Consider the following 15,468-nt stretch of genomic DNA (forward strand, 5'->3'; position numbering starts at 1 on the left):
GTCAACGCCGCGCCCCGGCCCCGCAGGGCCGTGCACCACCAGAAGGGAATCACTCTGCGTGAACAGCATCTGGGTTGGCCCGACGGGCATCGGCCAGAGACCCGCCGGCCTCCGGCATTCACGATGTGCCATTCATGACGGGCGTGTTGAGGCCCGCCTGATCCGGTCCCGGCGTTTACTCATCGCCCCGGCGTCGACGCGAACGAGGTGAACCCGATGAGCACCACAACGGGCAGTACGACGAGCGGTCCGACGGACCTGCGCCGAGGCACACCACCCTCGGCGCACCTGCTGACCCTGGAAAGCCGTCCCCAGGCAGCAGCCCTCGCGCGCGACGCCACCACCCGCTTTCTGTCGGGCCTTCAACCCCCGATCGACCCGGCCGCCGCCGACGCCGTGGTACTGGTCGTCTGCGAGCTGGTCACCAACTCCGTACGGCATGCACGCGGCCCCTCGTGCTCCTTGCGGCTGGCCCTCTGCGGTGATGCGGTGGCGGTGGCCGTGACCGATGCAAGCACCGCGCCACCCGTGGCACGCGTCCCGGACATCAACAGCGACGAGGGCGGCTTCGGCTGGCCAATGGTCCAACAGCTCGCGCTGGCCACATCGGTAAGCATGACACCCCAGGGCAAGACCGTGTATGCGCTCCTCCCGTGCCGCCGGCACGGGACCCGCCCGGCCTGACCGAACGTCAGCGCTGGCAGGGGCGGCAGGAGTCGAACCTGCGACAGACTCGGTTTTGGAAACCGACGCTCTGACCGGACTGAGCTACACCCCTTTGACGCGCTCAGCTTCGCACAGACGTACGCCGGGCTCCACCGGTTTCCGCACTCTCCTCGCTGCCCGGCTGCTCAAGTTCAGCGGGCCTGATCGACCGGCACGCGATCAGCAACGATCGGCTGACGTGGCGTCACGGTCCCGGGCACGACGGGCTACCGGCTTGGGTGTGGGGCCGCGGCGTCGACCACCTCGACGGTCGCGCCCAGGCGCCGCAGGGCGGCCAGTTCGTCGGCCGGTGTGCCGCGGTCGGTGATGACCCGGTCGTAGCGGGTGAGGTCGCCGTAGGCGTGCGTGGCGGTCTTGCCGAACTTGGAGTGGTCCACCAGCAGCAGTGACCGCTGTGCGCAGTCCAGCATGGCTTCCTTGATGTCGGCGTATTCGCGGATCGGGTGGAAGAGGCGGCCGCCGAGGACGGAGACCGCCGACATCACGGCGAGGTCGGCGTGCAGGCGGGCCAGTGCGCGCAGGACGTCGGGGCCGACGCAGGAGCCGAACTCGCCGCGGTAGCGGCCGCCGAGGAGGGTGACGTCGGCGCCCGGTGTCTCGTCGAACAGCCGGGCCACGCCGAGGGAGTTGGTGACCACCGCGACCGCTTCGGTCCGGGCGATCCGGGCCGCGAGCGGGAAGACGGTGGTCGAGTCGTCCAGGACGACGGTGCTGCCGGGCCGGATCTCGTCGGCGACGGCGGCGCACAGGGCCTCCTTCTCTGCCAGGTTCACGCCGGTGCGGAAGCGGGTGGCGGTCTCCATGGTGAGGGTCGGGAAGGGCACGGCCCGGCCGCGTTCCTTGCGCAGCAGGCGCCGTTCGGCGAGCTGGTCGAGATCGCGGTGCATGGTCGCGAGGCTGACGCCGAAGTGCCTGGCCAGTTCGTCGATGCGGACCTCTCCGTGCGCGACGACATGGGCCAGTACGTCCTGCCGTCGCCGGTCGACCTCGGCCAGCGACGACCGTGCGGAAGCCATCGGGGCCGCCCCTTTTTCCCGGTCGGGCAGCGGCGGGCGCGCCTACCGCTGCGGATGGATGACGGCCTTCACGGCGGTCGCGTCGTGCGTGGCGACGGTCAGCGCGCGCTCGGCCTCGGCAAGACCGTAACGGTGGGAGACCAGGGAGTCGAGCCGGACCGCGCCCGACGCCGCGAGCGCTGTCGCGGCGGGCCAGGTGTGGGCGTAGCGGAAGGTGCCGGTCACCTCCAGCTCGTAGTTCTGCACCCGGCTGAGCGGCAGCGGCACCTCCTCCCCGCCCATGCCGATGAGGACCACCCGGCCGGCCCGTCCCACGGTGCGGATCGCCTCGCCGGTGACCGCGGGGACGCCGGAACACTCCAGCAGGACGGTGGGCGTGTACCCGGCTTCGGCCAGGTGTGTGTGGGAGACGTCCAGGGTGGTGGCGCCGGCCGACCGGGCGAGTTCGAGGCGGTGCGGGAGGACGTCGGTGACCAGTACCTCGCGGGCACCGAAGGCGCGTGCCGTCTGTGCGGCGACCAGTCCGATGGGGCCCGCGCCGGTGATCAGGACCCGGTCACCGGGGGCGATACCGGCTTTGCGGCAGGCCCAGACGGCCACCGACAGCGGTTCGAGCAGTGCGGCCTCCTCGATGGTCAGCGAGTCGGGGACCTGGTGGGCGAAGTCCTGGTGGACGGCCAGGTATTCGCAGAAGGCGCCGTCGACCGGTGGCGTGGCGAGGAAGCGCATGTCCGGGCACAGGTTGTAGCGGCCCGTGCGGCATTCGGCGCAGCTGCCGCAGGGAGTGCCGGGCTCGATGGAGACGCGGCGGCCGATCCGGCCGGTATCGGTTTCCGGGCCGCAGGCGACGACGGTGCCGGCTGCCTCGTGCCCCAGGACGAGCGGTTCCCGTACGACGAAGTCCCCGATGCGTCCGTGCCGGTAGTAGTGCACGTCCGAGCCGCAGGTACCGACCGCCTCGACGCGGATCAGCAGCTCTCCCGGGCCGGGGGTGGGGACGGGGCGTTCGTCGAGGGTCAGCTGCCCGGGACCGTGCAGTACGGCGGCACGCATGGTGGCGGGGAGCGCGGAGGTGACGGTCATGGCGGGTCACGGCTCTCTGGGGTGAGGGGATGGAGCACCTCTTCTTTTACCAGATTTCTGATAGCAGAACAGACTAGTGTTTGCACAAAATGTGAGAGATACGGAAGCGAGGGGCCGCTTCTGACCGGCGGCGGGTGACGGGAGGCTTCATGATGGGGACGTTGAGTGAGCACGCGGTCACGCGTGTGGTTCCTCAGGGCTCGGTGGACCAGCAGTGACTCGGTGCACCCGCAGCGAAAGGAAGACGCATGCACGCTCGCCGTCTCGCCGTGGCCGTCGCGCTCGTGCTGGCGGCCGCCGTGTCCACCGCTGCCGCCGCCCCGGCGCAGCCGGTCCGGCCGGCCGGCAATACCGAGGTCGCCCTGGAGCGGGGCTCGGCCCACTTCCGGCTGTCTCCCGGCCTCCGCAGCGCGCTCAAGGCCGACGGCGTGGTGATCAGGGCGGCCGGCGCGCAGGGGGAGAGCGCCGCGCGGGACCACTCCGGCGGCGGTATCCGGCTGCGTCTCGTGCGGGGCGCGGTCACCAACAGCGGTGGGAAGCTGGGCGGCGAGCTCCGGTTCGGCGGCATCGTCCTGGCGCTGACCAAGGCCAGGGCCGGCGCCGGTGCGGCGTCCCGTGCCGGTGACGGGAAGGCCGTCTCGATCACCCGATTCGAGGTGAACCTCGGACACGGCTCGCTGACCGCCGCCCTGCCCAACGGCACCAGGATGGTCGTGGGCACCTTCCCCCGGCCGGCGACGAAGGGGGCCCTCGACGCCAGGAAGGGCGTCGTGCGGATCGGCCTCGACGTCAAGGCCACCGCGGCCGCCACCCGGCTCGATGCCGCCCTCGGTACCCACTCCTTCACCGTCGGCGGGCCGTTGCTGCACGCCCGGATCGTCGCCTCGCTCGATCCGTCGGTCGACCTCGAGACCGCGCTCAACCTGGGTCATCGCCGCACGTCGGACTCCTAGGCCAGCGCGACCGGCGCCTCCAGTCCGCGCTCCAGCGCCGCCGGCAGCGGGCGGGTGTGGAGCACGCCCAGCCGCTGGGTCGCGCGGGTCAGCGCGACGTACAGGTCGCTCGCGCCGAACTCCTGCGGCTCCGCCACGATCACCGTGTCGAACTCCAGGCCCTTGGCCTGCCTGGGGTCGATCAGTACCACCGGGCTGGTCAGATCCGGGGCGGGTCCGGCGGAGGCGTCCGGAAGGGCGGGGAGCAGCGCCTCGTGGCAGGAGCGCGGAGCGATCACCGCCAGGCGGCCGGTCGCACCGCTCTCCCGTGCGACCGCCTCCGCGACCGCGGCGGCCAGGTCGTCGGTGCGGTGTGCCCAGGGCCGTATGCCCGTCGAACGGATCGAGCGCGGCGGCTCGAAGGCGGGGTCCGCGGACCGGGGCACCCGCGCCGCGAGCTCCATGATCTCGGTCGGCGTACGGTAGTTGACGCCCAGCCTGACGTGGTGCCAGCGGTCCTCGACGTACGGCGCGAGGATCTTCTCCCACGAGCCGCAGCCGCCCGGCTCGGCGGTCTGCGCCGGGTCGCCGACCAGGGTCATCGAGCGGGTCGGGCAGCGGCGCATCAGCAGCCGCCAGACCATCGGGGACAGTTCCTGCGCTTCGTCGACGATGATGTGGCCGAAGGCCCAGGTGCGGTCGGCGGCGGCGCGTTCGGCGGCGCTGCGGTGGTCGGCCTCCTCGTGCCGGTCTGCGAGCCGTTCCGCGTCGACCAGGTCGTGCGCGGCCAGCACCTCCGAGTCCTCGTCGTCCCGGTCCTCGAACTCCTGGGTGCGGGAGCCGTAGGAGAGGTCGAGCACGCCCTGTGCGTAGGCGATCCGCTCCTGGCGTTCGGCCTCTGCTGCGGCGCGGGCCGCCGAGTCGTCCTCGCCGAGGAGTTCGGCGGCCTCGTCCAGCAGGGGGATGTCGGCGGGGGTCCACCCGGCATCTGTGCGGCCGGGGCGGCGGATCGCCTCCGCATCGGTCTCCGGGAGGTGGACGGGTTCGGTGAGGAAGTCCGCGACCAGGTCCTGCGGAGTGAGGACGGGCCACAACTCGTCGATGGCACGGTGCACTTCGGGGCTGGTGGCGATGGCCTTGCCCAGCTGGGCGATGTCGTCGGCCCCGAGCAGATTGGGGCCGCCGTAGGGGTCCGCGCCGATCCGGTCGGCCAACTGCGCGGTGAGCGCATCGATGATGCGGAACGCGAAGTGCGGCCGCGCGAGGTTGTGCGGCAGCCGCGTCTCGCGCGCTTGGCGCCGTGCTTCGGCCGCCATGTCCGCGTCCAGCCGCAGTTCGCCCTCGTCGTGGTCGATCACGGTCACCTCGTCGGGCAGGGTCTGCCGGTCGCGTACGAAGCGTGCCAGCGCCTCGGCCATCGCCGCGCTGCCCTTGACCTCGGCGGCCTCGGGGGTGTCGGTCGCGGTGGGGGTCACGCCCGGGAAGAGCTCCCCGGGGGTGGCGAGCAGGACACCGGTCTCACCGAGTGAGGGCAGCACCTCCGAGATGTACCCCAGGAACGCGGGGTTGGGCCCGACGATCAGCACGGCACGGCGGGCCAGTTGCTCGCGGTGCGCGTAGAGCAGATAGGCGGCGCGGTGCAGGGCGACGACGGTCTTGCCGGTGCCGGGGCCGCCCTCGACGACGAGCACGCCGTGGTGCGGGGCGCGGATGATGCCGTCCTGCTCGGCCTGGATGGTCTGCACGATGTCGTGCATCCGGCCGGTGCGCGCCGCGTCCAGCGCGGCCAGCAGCACGGCGTCCGCGTCGCTGCCCTCGTGTCCGGTGCGCACCGTGTCGGTGAGGTCCAGGATCTCGTCGTGCAGGGCGGTCACCCGCCGGCCCTGGGTCGTGATGTGGCGCCTGCGTCGCAGCCCCATCGGGGTGTGGCCGGTCGCGAGGTAGAAGGGGCGGGCGACCTCGGCCCGCCAGTCGATGACGAGCGGAGTACGGTCCGGGTCGTCGCGCCGGATGCCGATCCGGCCGATGTGGTGGTCCCGGCCGTCGCGGAATGCCAGCCGGCCGAAGCACAGCCCGTTCTCGCTCGCGTCGAGGGCGGCCAGCAGGGCGGACTGCTCGGCCACCGAGACATCGCGTTCCAGCCGGGCCTGGGCATGGGTCTCTTCCCGTGGCAGGGCGTTGTTCACCGCCGCGGCAGTGCCGGCCCGCATTTCGGCGAGGCGTTCATGGAGCAGATCAGTGAATTCCTGCTCCTGCCGCAATTCCTCGTTTGACAATTCAACTCCGCTCGGATACAGTTCGGAATGAAGATTGGTTCTGCGTATAGACAGTTGAGGCATAGAAGCCTCCAATATACGCAGAGGAATACCCCGGCCGTCAATTCGGTCCGGGGAATTTTTTTGCCCTTGCACAGAGGACGAGCCGGCGCGGGAATGCGCGCGGTCGATCACTGGGGCCGCCTCTCCCCCGGTCCATGCCGACGGCCGATGGGCGTTCCACGTTCCGGGCCCGTTCAACTGTCGGCCACGCTCCCCGTACAAGCTTCGGAATGAGAAATTCCGATTGGTGACACCGTGTGGCCGGACACGCCGGCCACCGCACGGAGGGCCCCCATGGCCGGCATTGAAACCACCACCGACCGTCGTCGATTCCTCCTCACTTCCGGTGCCGCCCTCGCGGGCACCGGCGCCGCATTCGCCCTTCCCGGTCAGCGCAGCAGCAGTGCCGCGGACCCGCGCCCCGCGCACACCCCGGCCCAGCCGGGTAACCATGCCACGCCCGCCCGGCCGCGCTCCGGGCGGGCGGCGCCGTACGGCACCACGACGCTCGACACCACGGCGCGGCTCGCCGGCAGCGGCGGCTACCGACGCCTCACCTCCGGTCCCGGGTGGCCGGTGGTCGTACGCAGCGAACTGGCCGGCGCCAGGGCCGGGCGGCGGGACCGTCGGACCGCGCTGGCGTGCTTCGTCCAGTTCACCGATCTGCATGTGTCCGACGCACAGAGCCCGTTGCGGAGCGAGTTCCTGCGCGCCGGGTCGCCGGGGTGCTGGCGGGCGCAGGAGGCGCTGTCGGTGGCCGGCGCGGTCTCGCTCGTGGAGCAGGTCAATGCGCTCGGCGGCGGGCCGCACACCGGCCGGCCGCCGGCCTTCGTCATGTCCACCGGGGACAATATCGACAACCACTCCATGGTGGAGCTGGAGTGGTTCCTCACCCTTATGAGCGGCGGCCGGATCACGCCCAACACCGGTGATCCGACCGCGTACGAGGGCGTGCAGAACTGCGGCCTTCCGCTCTACTGGCATCCGGACCAGCCGCTGCGCGATCAGGACAAGCGGCGCGGTCTGCCGCAGATACCCGGCTTTCTCGACGCCGCGATACGCCCCGTCACCAGTCCCGGGCTGCGCATTCCCTGGTACTCGACGCCCGGCAACCACGACGACCTGCCCGGCGGCTGCCTGACCCCGCACGACCCCGTACTGAGCGACTACATCGTCGGCGCACGCAAGCTGTTCTCCGTTCCGGACGCCGATGTGGCGGCCTTCGCCAAGGTGCTCAACACCGGTGACGATCCCAAGAGCACCGTGCTCAAGGAGATCCTGCGCCGCAACGCGGCCGGGGCGCGGACGGTGACCGCCGATGAACGGCGGCGGATGTTCACCCCGCACGAGTACCTACGCGCGCACCTCGACCCCGCCTTCGCCGGAGCGGGACCGGCCGGGCACGGGTACACCGAGAACCACCTGGACAGCGAGCGGATGTACTACACCTTCCCCGTCGCGGACGGTGTGCTCGGCATCAGCATCGACACCACCTACCGCAGCGGCCACTACGAGGGGTCCCTCGGCACCGAACAACTCCTGTGGCTGGAGCGCACGTTGAAGGCCCACAGCTCCCGCCACTACGACGCCGACGGCCGTCTCCTGCGCAACCCCGGCGCCGACGATGCGCACATCCTCGTCTTCAGCCACCACCACAGCCCCAGCATGACGCGGCGTCCGGACGCGGCCCGTACGGACGAGGTGCGGCACGACGGCGCCGAGGTCGTCGCGCTGCTGAGCCGGTTCCCGAACGTGGTGGCCTGGCTCAACGGACACAGCCACATCAACCGCATCACCCCGCACCCGCACCCCACCCCCGCCCGCTCCTTCTGGGAGGTCAACACCGCCTCCCATGTGGACTACCCCCAGCACGCCCGGCTCCTCGAACTGACCGACAACCACGACGGCACACTGTCCCTCTTCACCACCCTCATCGAATCCGCCGCCCCGCACCGGACGGACTTCAACGACCTGTCGGCGGTCGGCCTCGCCTCCCTCTACCGCGAGCTGTCCTACAACGCGCCCGGCCTCGCCGCCCGTATGCCGTCCGGCAGCGTTCACGAAGAAATGGCGGGCACACCGGCCGACCGCAACACCGAACTGCTCGTCCGGCGGGTGTGAGCCGGCCGGAACGGAGCTCTGCACGGCCGCCTGCGCAGGGCCTGGACGGACCGGGGTCGAGCACATACGGTTCGACTGAATGCAGGTACGCCGGTGAACGATGTTGCTCCTGGGGTGAAAGGTGGGAAAGAGACCGGGAGTGCGTGAAGTAACCGACCCCCTGCTGGATCTCGTCCGGCGGCATAGCGAGCCCGTGGTCGCGCAGACCCTGCGCTCGACGGTTGCCGCCGTGATCTCGTACGTCGTCGCCCTGATGCTGAGCAACGAGCCGGCGCCGCTGACCGCACCGCTGACCGCGCTGCTCGTCGTCCAGGTCACGCTCTATACGACCCTGACCACCAGCGTCCGCCGGGTGAACGCCGTCGTGGTGGGCGTGGTCATCGCGATCGGCTTCAGCTCCCTGGTGGGACTGACCTGGTGGAGCCTGGGGCTGATCATCCTGGCCTCGCTGGTGATCGGGCGTTTCGTCCGGGCCGGGGAGTTCGTCCCCGAGGTGGCGATCAGCGCCATGCTGGTGCTGGGGGTGACGACGACGCGGGTGGCCGCGACCGCCTGGGACCGGGTGCTGGAGACATTGATCGGGGCGGTCGTCGGGCTGCTGTTCAATGTGCTGTTCGTGCCGCCCCTTTGGGTGCAGCCCGCCAGTGAGGCCATCGAGGGGCTGGCGGGCCGGATGCACGGTCTGCTGCTCCGTCTCGGCGACGAGGTGCGCGGTCATACGCCCGTGGCGGAGGCCGCCGCCCGGTTGCACGAGGCCCGGCGGCTGGATCACGACATCGTGGAGGTGGACGCGGCGCTACAGCAGGCCGAGGACAGCCTCCGGCTCAACCCACGGGTCAAGGAAGGACTGCTCTCCCGCGTCGTACTGCGCACCGGTCTGGACACCCTGGAGATCTCCGCGGTGGTACTCCGTACGGTGTGCCGCACGCTGACCGATCTCGCCAAGGCGCGGACGGACGAGCCGTTGTTCACCGCGGACATCGCCACCGCGCTGCGGGAGCTGTTCCACCACATGGCCCGAGCGGTCGAGAGCTTTGCGGTGCTCATCACCACGCAGGTCAGCGCGAACGCGGAGGAGGCGGAGGACCGGCTGGTCAAGGAGCTGGCGGCCAGCCGCGCGAGCCGCGAGACGGTGGCGCATCTGCTGCTCAGCGGTGTGCAGGAGCATCCGCGCCAGTGGCAGCTGCACGGGGCGCTGCTGGCCGAGATCGACCGGATTCTGGACGAACTGGACGTGGAGAAACGCGCCGAGCGGCTGGTGGAGGAGCTGGACCGGCAGTCGCGCGAGCAGCGGGAGAAGTACCCGCTGGTGGACAAGCTCCGCGGCCGGCTCCGCCTCGGACGGCGGGAGGCCGCGGGAGGTTAGGGAGTGTCCCTTCTCGTCAGAGCCCGTCGGATGCCTGGTGCGTGCACGTCCCCACGCACCAGGCATCACGGATCCGGCCCGGACGGCCCCGTCAGGCCCGGCGGTTCAGCGCCCGGCGACCGCCTCGGCCAGGGCGAGGATCCGGCGGGCGTCCTCGACATGCAGGTTCTCGATCAGCCGGCCGTCGACGGTGACGACTCCGCGCCCCTCGCGGGTGGCCTCGTCGAACGCCTCGATGACCTTCCGTGAGCGGTCGATCTGCTCGGCCGACGGCGCGAACACCCGGTTGCACGGCTCGACCTGAGAGGGGTGGATGAGCGTCTTGCCGTCGAAGCCGAACTGCCGGCCCTGGACGCATTCGGCCTCGAAGCCCTCGGCGTTCTTCACATCGTTGTAGACGCCGTCCAGGATCGCCTTGCCGGCGTCACGGGCACCCAGCAGCGCCAGCGACAGCCCGGTCAGCAGCGGGGCACGGCCGGGGACGTGCTCCGCATGCAGCTCCTTCGCCAGGTCGTTGGTGCCCATCACCAGTACGGTGAGCCGTTCGCTGGCGGCGGCGACCGCCCGTGCGTCCAGCATCGCGCGCGGGGTCTCGACCATGGCCCAGATGGCCGTACGGTCGGGCGCACCGGCGGCCTCCAGCGCGCGCTCGACCTCCCGTACGGTGTCGGCGGAGTCCACCTTGGGCACGACGACCGCGTCCGGGCCGGCTTCGGCGGCGGCGCGCAGATCGTCGGCGTGCCAGGCGGTGCCCGGCCCGTTGACCCGGATCGTCACCTCGCGGTAGCCGTACTCCCCGGAGGCCGCGGCTGCCGCGACCCGCTTACGGGCGTCGGCCTTGGCGTCGGGGGCGACGGCGTCCTCCAGGTCGAGGATGAGCGCGTCGACGGGGAGGGACTTGGCCTTCTCCAGGGCGCGTTCGTTGGCGCCCGGCATGTAGAGCACGGAGCGGCGCGGCCGCAGGGTCGCGTCGGACATCGGTCTTACTCCTTCTCAGCAGCTGCGTAGGCGTCGCGAAGTTCGGGGTCGCGGGCGGCGAGCGCGTCCGCGAGCTGGGCGACCACCTGGCACTGCTTGTATGTGGCGTCGTCCTGCATCTTGCCGTCGATCATCACCGCGCCGGTGCCGTCACCCATGGCCTCGATGACCCTACGGGCCCAGGCGACGTCGGCGGGCGCGGGCGAGAAGACCTTCTTGGCGATCGCGATCTGCACCGGGTGCAGGCTCCAGGCGCCGACGCAGCCGAGCAGGAAGGCGTTGCGGAACTGGTCCTCGCAGGCGGTGGTGTCCTTGATGTCCCCGAACGGTCCGTAGTACGGCAGGATGCCGTGCGCCGCGCAGGCGTCGACCATCCGCGCGAGGGTGTAGTGCCACAGGTCCTGCTGGAAGGTGGCGCGCGGTGCGGTGCCGTCCGGGCCGTGCGGGTCCTCGCGGACCAGGTATCCGGGGTGGCCGCCGCCCACCCGGGTGGTCTTCATCCGGCGGCTGGCGGCCAGGTCGGCGGGGCCGAGCGAGATGCCCTGCATCCGGGGGCTGGCGCCGGCGATCTCCTCGACGTTGGCGACGCCGGTGGCGGTCTCCAGGATGGCGTGCACCAGGATCGGCCGCTGGACCTGCGCCTTCGCCTCCAGCTGGGCGAGCAGCCGGTCGACGTAGTGGATGTCCTCGGCGCCCTCCACCTTGGGCACCATGATCACGTCCAGCTTGTCGCCGATCTCGGTGACCAGCGTCAGCAGGTCGTCCAGCGCCCAGGGCGAGTCGAGGCTGTTGATCCGCGTCCACAGCTGCGTCTCGCCGAAGTCCGTGGTCTGGGCGATCCGCACCAGGCCCGACCGCGCGGCCTCCTTGCGGTCGGCCGCTACGGCGTCCTCCAGATTGCCGAGCAGTACGTCCACGGTGGGGGCGATGGCCGGCACCTTGGCCGCCATCTTCTCGTTGCCCGGGTCGAAGAAGTGGATCATCCGGGACGGCCGGAAAGGTACTTCACGCACGGGTGTCGGCGCACCGACGGCCAGCGGGCGGAAGAAGTCCTTCGGAGAGCGCATGCAGTCTCCCTGGTCGGATCGAGGGGTACGGGCACCGCCGGGTAGCGGGCGGCGCCATGCGGCCCTCACTTTAGGCCCGCAGGACGGTAACGCTACTGGTCAGTATGTGTGCTGTTGGTCACCGACGGCGACACCCGCCCTCGCTCGGGGGACGACACGGGAGACTCCGGCCGTGCGCTGCCGCCGCCTCCCCGCCGGAGCGGGCATGGTGGTGGGTGGTCCTCGCGGAGCCCTTCGCGGAGGAGAACCGGTCCACCGGTCAGTGAGGTGACGCGTTGTCAAGCAGTGCCGCCCCCGCCATGCCCCCCGGCCGACGGGCAGAGCCCTTGCAGCGGCTGCTGTTCGGCGGGGTGTACGGATCGGTCCTCGCCAGTACGCTGGCCTCCGCCCTGGGCCACGACGGCGAGGCGGCGGATCCCGGATATGACGCGGCGTGGGTGTTGGTGGCGTCCATGGCGTCGGCCGCGGCCCACGGATATGCGCACTCCATCGCGCACCGCACGGACGACAAGACGCACGTCACCGTGGGCGCCGTGAAGTCGATGCTGAACGAGTGGCCGCTGGTGGCCGCGGTGCTGCCGACGGCGGCCGCCCTGTTCGGCGCGTACATGCGGTGGTGGGGGGAGGACGGCGCGATCGACGTCGCGCTGATGATCAATACTGCGGCGCTGTTCGGCTGGGGTGTGTGGGCGGCCCGGGTGGCCGGGAAGAGGTGGGCGGCGGCGTGCCGGGTCGGCGCCGTGGACATGCTGCTCGGCCTGTTCATCATCCTCGCGAACGTCGTGAGCAAGTGACCGGGGACCTCGTCCGCGGTCATGGCTCGGTGAGGTGACGGGGCTCCTCAGGACCCACCCCGCGGGCGATCACCGCGCGGTGCGGCACACGTACGCTGCCGACCGGCGGTGTCATGAACAAGGACCCTATGGTTCGGAACGGCGTTCAGCAATACCGAACAAGCGGGTTGGAGCGCGAGAGCGGCAAGTACCAGTGGGGCCAGGCCTGGTGACCCTGGGCGAGCTGGAAGCGGCGCCCGTGTTCCACCGCAGCGGTGAGGGCTGAGGTCGTCCCTCCGGGCCGCTCAGCCTTCACCCGGAATTCATCAACTCTCCCTTCCCGGAGGCGCGTTCGCCCTCGGATCCGGTACCCGCGGGACCACTGTGCCGGAAGCTCTTGACGGGGCCGGGGTCGCTACGTTTTGCTTCCTGTGGCATTCGGTAATGCCGAACAGCTTTCGGTATTGCCTTGGCTAGTCGACTCGCCGCTCAACGCTGCGGGCACGGGGGACCGAAGGAGCACCTGCGATGCGCAAGCCTGCGGCAGGGACCGACAACGGCACGCGTCATGACGGCACATCAGCCGGAGCACTCCAGGCCCGCAAGGGCCGGGCGTCGTACCTGGGTCTGCGCGGCATCGGCCACCAGGACCCCGGTCCCACCTCGACCGCCGTCGCCTTCCGCGCGCTCGCCGAGCTGGCGGGCGCGGCAGCCCTCCCCTCCTCCTGACGTCGTAGCAACCCCTCGCGGAGCCCTGCATCACGGGGCGGTCCGGTGTGCCTTTCGCCCCTCCCGAACGAGAGATTGGATCCATGTGACCGCGCACTCCATCGACCATGTCGAGTTCTACGTGGGGGACGTCAACCAGGCGTCCCACTACTACTGCGGCACCTATGGCTTCCGCGTGGTGGCCGAGGCGGGCCCGCTCACCGGTCTCGCCGGTGCCCGCTCACTGGTGCTGGCGCACGGTGACGTCCGCCTGGTGCTGACCTCCGCGCTGCACGCCGACCACGCCGCCTCACACTTCGTGCGTAAGCACGGCGACGGCGTACGCGATGTGGCCCTGCGCTCGACCGATGCGGCCGGCGATTTCGCACGCGCGGTGGCCGCGGGCGCCGATCCCGTCGCGGAGCCCGAGTCGTTCGAGGACGGCGGCGGCCGGGTCGTACGGGCCACCATCGCGGCGACCAATGACCTGGTCCACAGCTTCGTACAGCGTGACGAGCCGTCAGGCCCCTTTCTGCCGGGGCGCTTTCTCACGGTCGCCGAGGACTCCGTGCCGGACGCCGGGCTGCTGCGAGCGGTCGATCATCTCGCGCTGTGCCTGCGTCCCGGGTCGCTGGACACCATGGTCGACTTCTACCGGCGGGCGCTGGGGCTGAAGCACACCTACGAGGAGTACATCCTCGTCGGCGGGCAGGCGATGGCGTCCAAGGTCGTGCAGGACGAGACCAGAGGGATCACCTTCACCATGGTGGAGCCCGACCCCGTCGGCGAACGCGGACAGCTCAACGACTTCCTCGACGGTTTCGACGGCCCCGGCGTCCAGCATGTCGCCTACGGCACCGACGACATCGTCCGGGCGGCACGCGAACTACGGTCCTCCGGCGTCCAGTTGCTCTCCACACCGTCCGGCTACTACGCCACGCTGGCCGAGCGCGGGATCGAGGTGGACATCGACCCCGCGGTGCTTCAAGAGCTGGGGCTGCTGGCCGACCGGGACGAGTGGGGTCAGCTGGTGCAGGTGTTCACCCGGTCCCCCTACGCCCGCCGGACGGTGTTCTTCGAGCTGATCCAGCGGCTCGACGCCCGCACCTTCGGCAGCGGCAACATCAAGGCGCTGTACGAGGCGGTGGAGCGGGAACGCGCCACCGGTGCGCAGAGCGCGGTACCGGTCGGCGCGGCAACGCGGGCCGCCGTATGACCGCGCCGAAGGGCCGGCCCGAGGCCCCGCCCGTCAATCGCCCGGAGCCGGAACTGCTGCTCTCACCTACGGACTACGCCGCCGCGGCCAAGTCCCAACTGGACCCGGCCGTATGGGACTTCATCGACGGTGGCAGCGGCGACGAGGTCTCGCTGCGCGGCGACCGTGCGGCGTACGACCACTACCGGCTGCGCCCCCGGGTGCTGGTCGACGTCTCCCACTGCGAGCTCGGCACCACGCTGCTCGGCCGGGACGTCTCCCTGCCCATCGGCATCGCGCCCATGGCGTACCACCGGCTGGTCGATGCGGAGGGCGAGACCGCCACCGTCCGGGCGGCCGGTGCACAGGGCGCGCTCACGATCACCAGTACGTTCGCCAGCAGGACGCTGGAGGAGACCGCCCGGGCCGCCGCCGGGCCGCTGTGGCTCCAGCTGTACGTGCTGCGCGACCGGAAGGTCACCGCGTCCCTGGTGCGGCGGGCCGAAGCGGCCGGCTACCGCGCGCTGGTGATCACGGTGGATGCCCCGCTGATGGCGCGCCGGGAGCGCGATCTGCGCAACGGCTTCCAGCTGCCGGCGCACATCCGGCCGGTCAATCTCGACGACGGCCACACAGGCGGGCTGCACACCGGCCGGGCCGGCCGCTCCACTCTGGCCGAGCACGCCGCCGCGCACCACGACGCAGCGTTCACCTGGGAGGACCTGGCCTGGCTGCGGTCGCTGACCAGCCTGCCGCTGGTCCTCAAGGGCGTACTGACCGCCGAGGACGCCCGGCAGGCGGCCGGTATGGGCGTCGAGGGCCTGATCGTTTCGACCCACGGAGGCCGTCAACTCGACGGTGCCGTCGCGGCGTTGGACGCACTGCCCGAAGTCGTCGCGGCAGTACCGGAGGAGTGTCAGGTGCTCGTCGACGGTGGCATCCGCCGCGGTACGGACGTGCTCAAGGCGCTGGCGCTGGGGGCGCGGGCGGCGCTGGTCGGCCGCCCCGTCCTGTGGGGTCTCGCCGTCGACGGTGCCGCCGGTGTCGAGCGGGTCCTCGGCACGCTGCGGGCGGAGCTGGCGGAGGCGATGGCGCTGACCGGCCGGCCCACTCTCGACGCCATCGGCCCGGACCTGCTGCACCCCTCCCCCGGCCTTGCCCACCCCACCACCACGCACGGATAAG

12 protein-coding genes, 1 tRNA gene and 1 pseudogene are annotated in these 15,468 nt (G+C 71.2%); 8 read left to right on the forward strand and 6 right to left on the reverse strand.

Annotated features, from left to right (window positions below):
* The first annotated feature begins 216 nt into the window (after positions 1-216).
* Positions 217-684: an ATP-binding protein gene (locus ACZ55A_RS20430; RefSeq protein ID WP_468841756.1), complete on the forward strand. Its 468-nt coding sequence runs from the start codon at positions 217-219 to the stop codon at positions 682-684.
* Positions 685-698: 14 nt separating this feature from the next.
* Here the strand turns inward: ACZ55A_RS20430 and ACZ55A_RS20435 are convergent.
* The 3 genes from ACZ55A_RS20435 to ACZ55A_RS20445 form a co-directional block, all read right to left on the reverse strand.
* Positions 699-778: transfer RNA gene (locus tag ACZ55A_RS20435), tRNA-Trp, on the reverse strand.
* A gap of 154 nt (positions 779-932) precedes the next feature.
* Positions 933-1,742 (reverse strand): DeoR/GlpR family DNA-binding transcription regulator, encoded by an 810-nt coding sequence (locus ACZ55A_RS20440; RefSeq protein WP_468841758.1) that lies wholly within the window; start codon positions 1,740-1,742, stop codon positions 933-935.
* 42 nt (positions 1,743-1,784) lie between these two features.
* The gene (locus tag ACZ55A_RS20445; protein WP_468841760.1) at positions 1,785-2,825 is read right to left on the reverse strand and encodes an NAD(P)-dependent alcohol dehydrogenase; all 1,041 of its coding nucleotides are present in this window, start codon (positions 2,823-2,825) and stop codon (positions 1,785-1,787) included.
* 248 nt (positions 2,826-3,073) lie between these two features.
* Between ACZ55A_RS20445 and ACZ55A_RS20450 the strand changes: the two genes are divergently transcribed.
* Positions 3,074-3,778: a hypothetical protein gene (locus ACZ55A_RS20450; protein WP_468841762.1), complete on the forward strand. Its 705-nt coding sequence runs from the start codon at positions 3,074-3,076 to the stop codon at positions 3,776-3,778.
* Here ACZ55A_RS20450 and ACZ55A_RS20455 read toward each other — a convergent pair.
* Positions 3,775-6,018, reverse strand: a complete 2,244-nt coding sequence (locus tag ACZ55A_RS20455; RefSeq protein ID WP_468842070.1) for a HelD family protein — start codon at positions 6,016-6,018, stop codon at positions 3,775-3,777. The two genes, ACZ55A_RS20450 and ACZ55A_RS20455, sit on opposite strands and share 4 nt — an antisense overlap.
* 351 nt (positions 6,019-6,369) lie before the next feature.
* On the opposite strand from ACZ55A_RS20455, the gene ACZ55A_RS20460 reads away from it, so the two are divergent.
* Positions 6,370-8,196 (forward strand): TIGR03767 family metallophosphoesterase, encoded by a 1,827-nt coding sequence (locus ACZ55A_RS20460; protein WP_468841764.1) that lies wholly within the window; start codon positions 6,370-6,372, stop codon positions 8,194-8,196.
* A 139-nt stretch (positions 8,197-8,335) separates the two neighbouring features.
* Positions 8,336-9,562 (forward strand): FUSC family protein, encoded by a 1,227-nt coding sequence (locus ACZ55A_RS20465; RefSeq protein WP_468841766.1) that lies wholly within the window; start codon positions 8,336-8,338, stop codon positions 9,560-9,562.
* A gap of 105 nt (positions 9,563-9,667) precedes the next feature.
* Here the strand turns inward: ACZ55A_RS20465 and ACZ55A_RS20470 are convergent, their stop codons facing one another.
* Together ACZ55A_RS20470 and ACZ55A_RS20475 are read right to left on the reverse strand one after the other, a co-directional pair.
* Positions 9,668-10,540 (reverse strand): HpcH/HpaI aldolase/citrate lyase family protein, encoded by an 873-nt coding sequence (locus ACZ55A_RS20470; RefSeq protein WP_468841768.1) that lies wholly within the window; start codon positions 10,538-10,540, stop codon positions 9,668-9,670.
* A 5-nt stretch (positions 10,541-10,545) separates the two neighbouring features.
* Positions 10,546-11,607 (reverse strand): HpcH/HpaI aldolase/citrate lyase family protein, encoded by a 1,062-nt coding sequence (locus ACZ55A_RS20475; RefSeq protein ID WP_468841770.1) that lies wholly within the window; start codon positions 11,605-11,607, stop codon positions 10,546-10,548.
* A 275-nt stretch (positions 11,608-11,882) separates the two neighbouring features.
* Between ACZ55A_RS20475 and ACZ55A_RS20480 the strand changes: the two genes are divergently transcribed.
* The 4 genes and pseudogenes from ACZ55A_RS20480 to ACZ55A_RS20495 all read left to right on the forward strand — a co-directional run bounded on the left by ACZ55A_RS20480 (position 11,883) and on the right by ACZ55A_RS20495 (position 15,467).
* Positions 11,883-12,401 (forward strand): hypothetical protein, encoded by a 519-nt coding sequence (locus ACZ55A_RS20480; protein ID WP_468841775.1) that lies wholly within the window; start codon positions 11,883-11,885, stop codon positions 12,399-12,401.
* A 567-nt stretch (positions 12,402-12,968) separates the two neighbouring features.
* Positions 12,969-13,109, forward strand: a pseudogene (locus ACZ55A_RS20485) (DAK2 domain-containing protein); the annotation flags it as partial.
* Positions 13,110-13,194: 85 nt separating this feature from the next.
* Positions 13,195-14,304 carry a 4-hydroxyphenylpyruvate dioxygenase gene (gene hppD, locus ACZ55A_RS20490; protein WP_468841778.1) on the forward strand — a complete coding sequence of 370 codons (1,110 nt, stop codon included), beginning with the start codon at positions 13,195-13,197 and terminating at the stop codon, positions 14,302-14,304.
* Complete coding sequence (locus tag ACZ55A_RS20495; protein WP_468841780.1) at positions 14,301-15,467, forward strand: alpha-hydroxy acid oxidase; 1,167 nt, start codon at positions 14,301-14,303, stop codon at positions 15,465-15,467. Before hppD ends, ACZ55A_RS20495 begins: the two co-directional genes overlap by 4 nt.
* Position 15,468 lies beyond the last annotated feature (1 nt).

The organism is Streptomyces sp. NPDC034111, from assembly GCF_055575375.1.

Bases quoted from the DNA above. Each gene is read 5' to 3' on its own strand.
- ACZ55A_RS20470 (WP_468841768.1), bottom strand. From the start codon at position 10,540: ATGTCCGACGCGACCCTGCGGCCGCGCCGCTCCGTGCTCTACATGCCG.
- ACZ55A_RS20450 (WP_468841762.1), top strand. From the start codon at position 3,074: ATGCACGCTCGCCGTCTCGCCGTGGCCGTCGCGCTCGTGCTGGCGGCC.
- ACZ55A_RS20460 (WP_468841764.1), top strand. From the start codon at position 6,370: ATGGCCGGCATTGAAACCACCACCGACCGTCGTCGATTCCTCCTCACT.
- ACZ55A_RS20445 (WP_468841760.1), bottom strand. From the start codon at position 2,825: ATGACCGTCACCTCCGCGCTCCCCGCCACCATGCGTGCCGCCGTACTG.
- ACZ55A_RS20475 (WP_468841770.1), bottom strand. From the start codon at position 11,607: ATGCGCTCTCCGAAGGACTTCTTCCGCCCGCTGGCCGTCGGTGCGCCG.
- ACZ55A_RS20495 (WP_468841780.1), top strand. From the start codon at position 14,301: ATGACCGCGCCGAAGGGCCGGCCCGAGGCCCCGCCCGTCAATCGCCCG.
- ACZ55A_RS20430 (WP_468841756.1), top strand. From the start codon at position 217: ATGAGCACCACAACGGGCAGTACGACGAGCGGTCCGACGGACCTGCGC.
- ACZ55A_RS20440 (WP_468841758.1), bottom strand. From the start codon at position 1,742: ATGGCTTCCGCACGGTCGTCGCTGGCCGAGGTCGACCGGCGACGGCAG.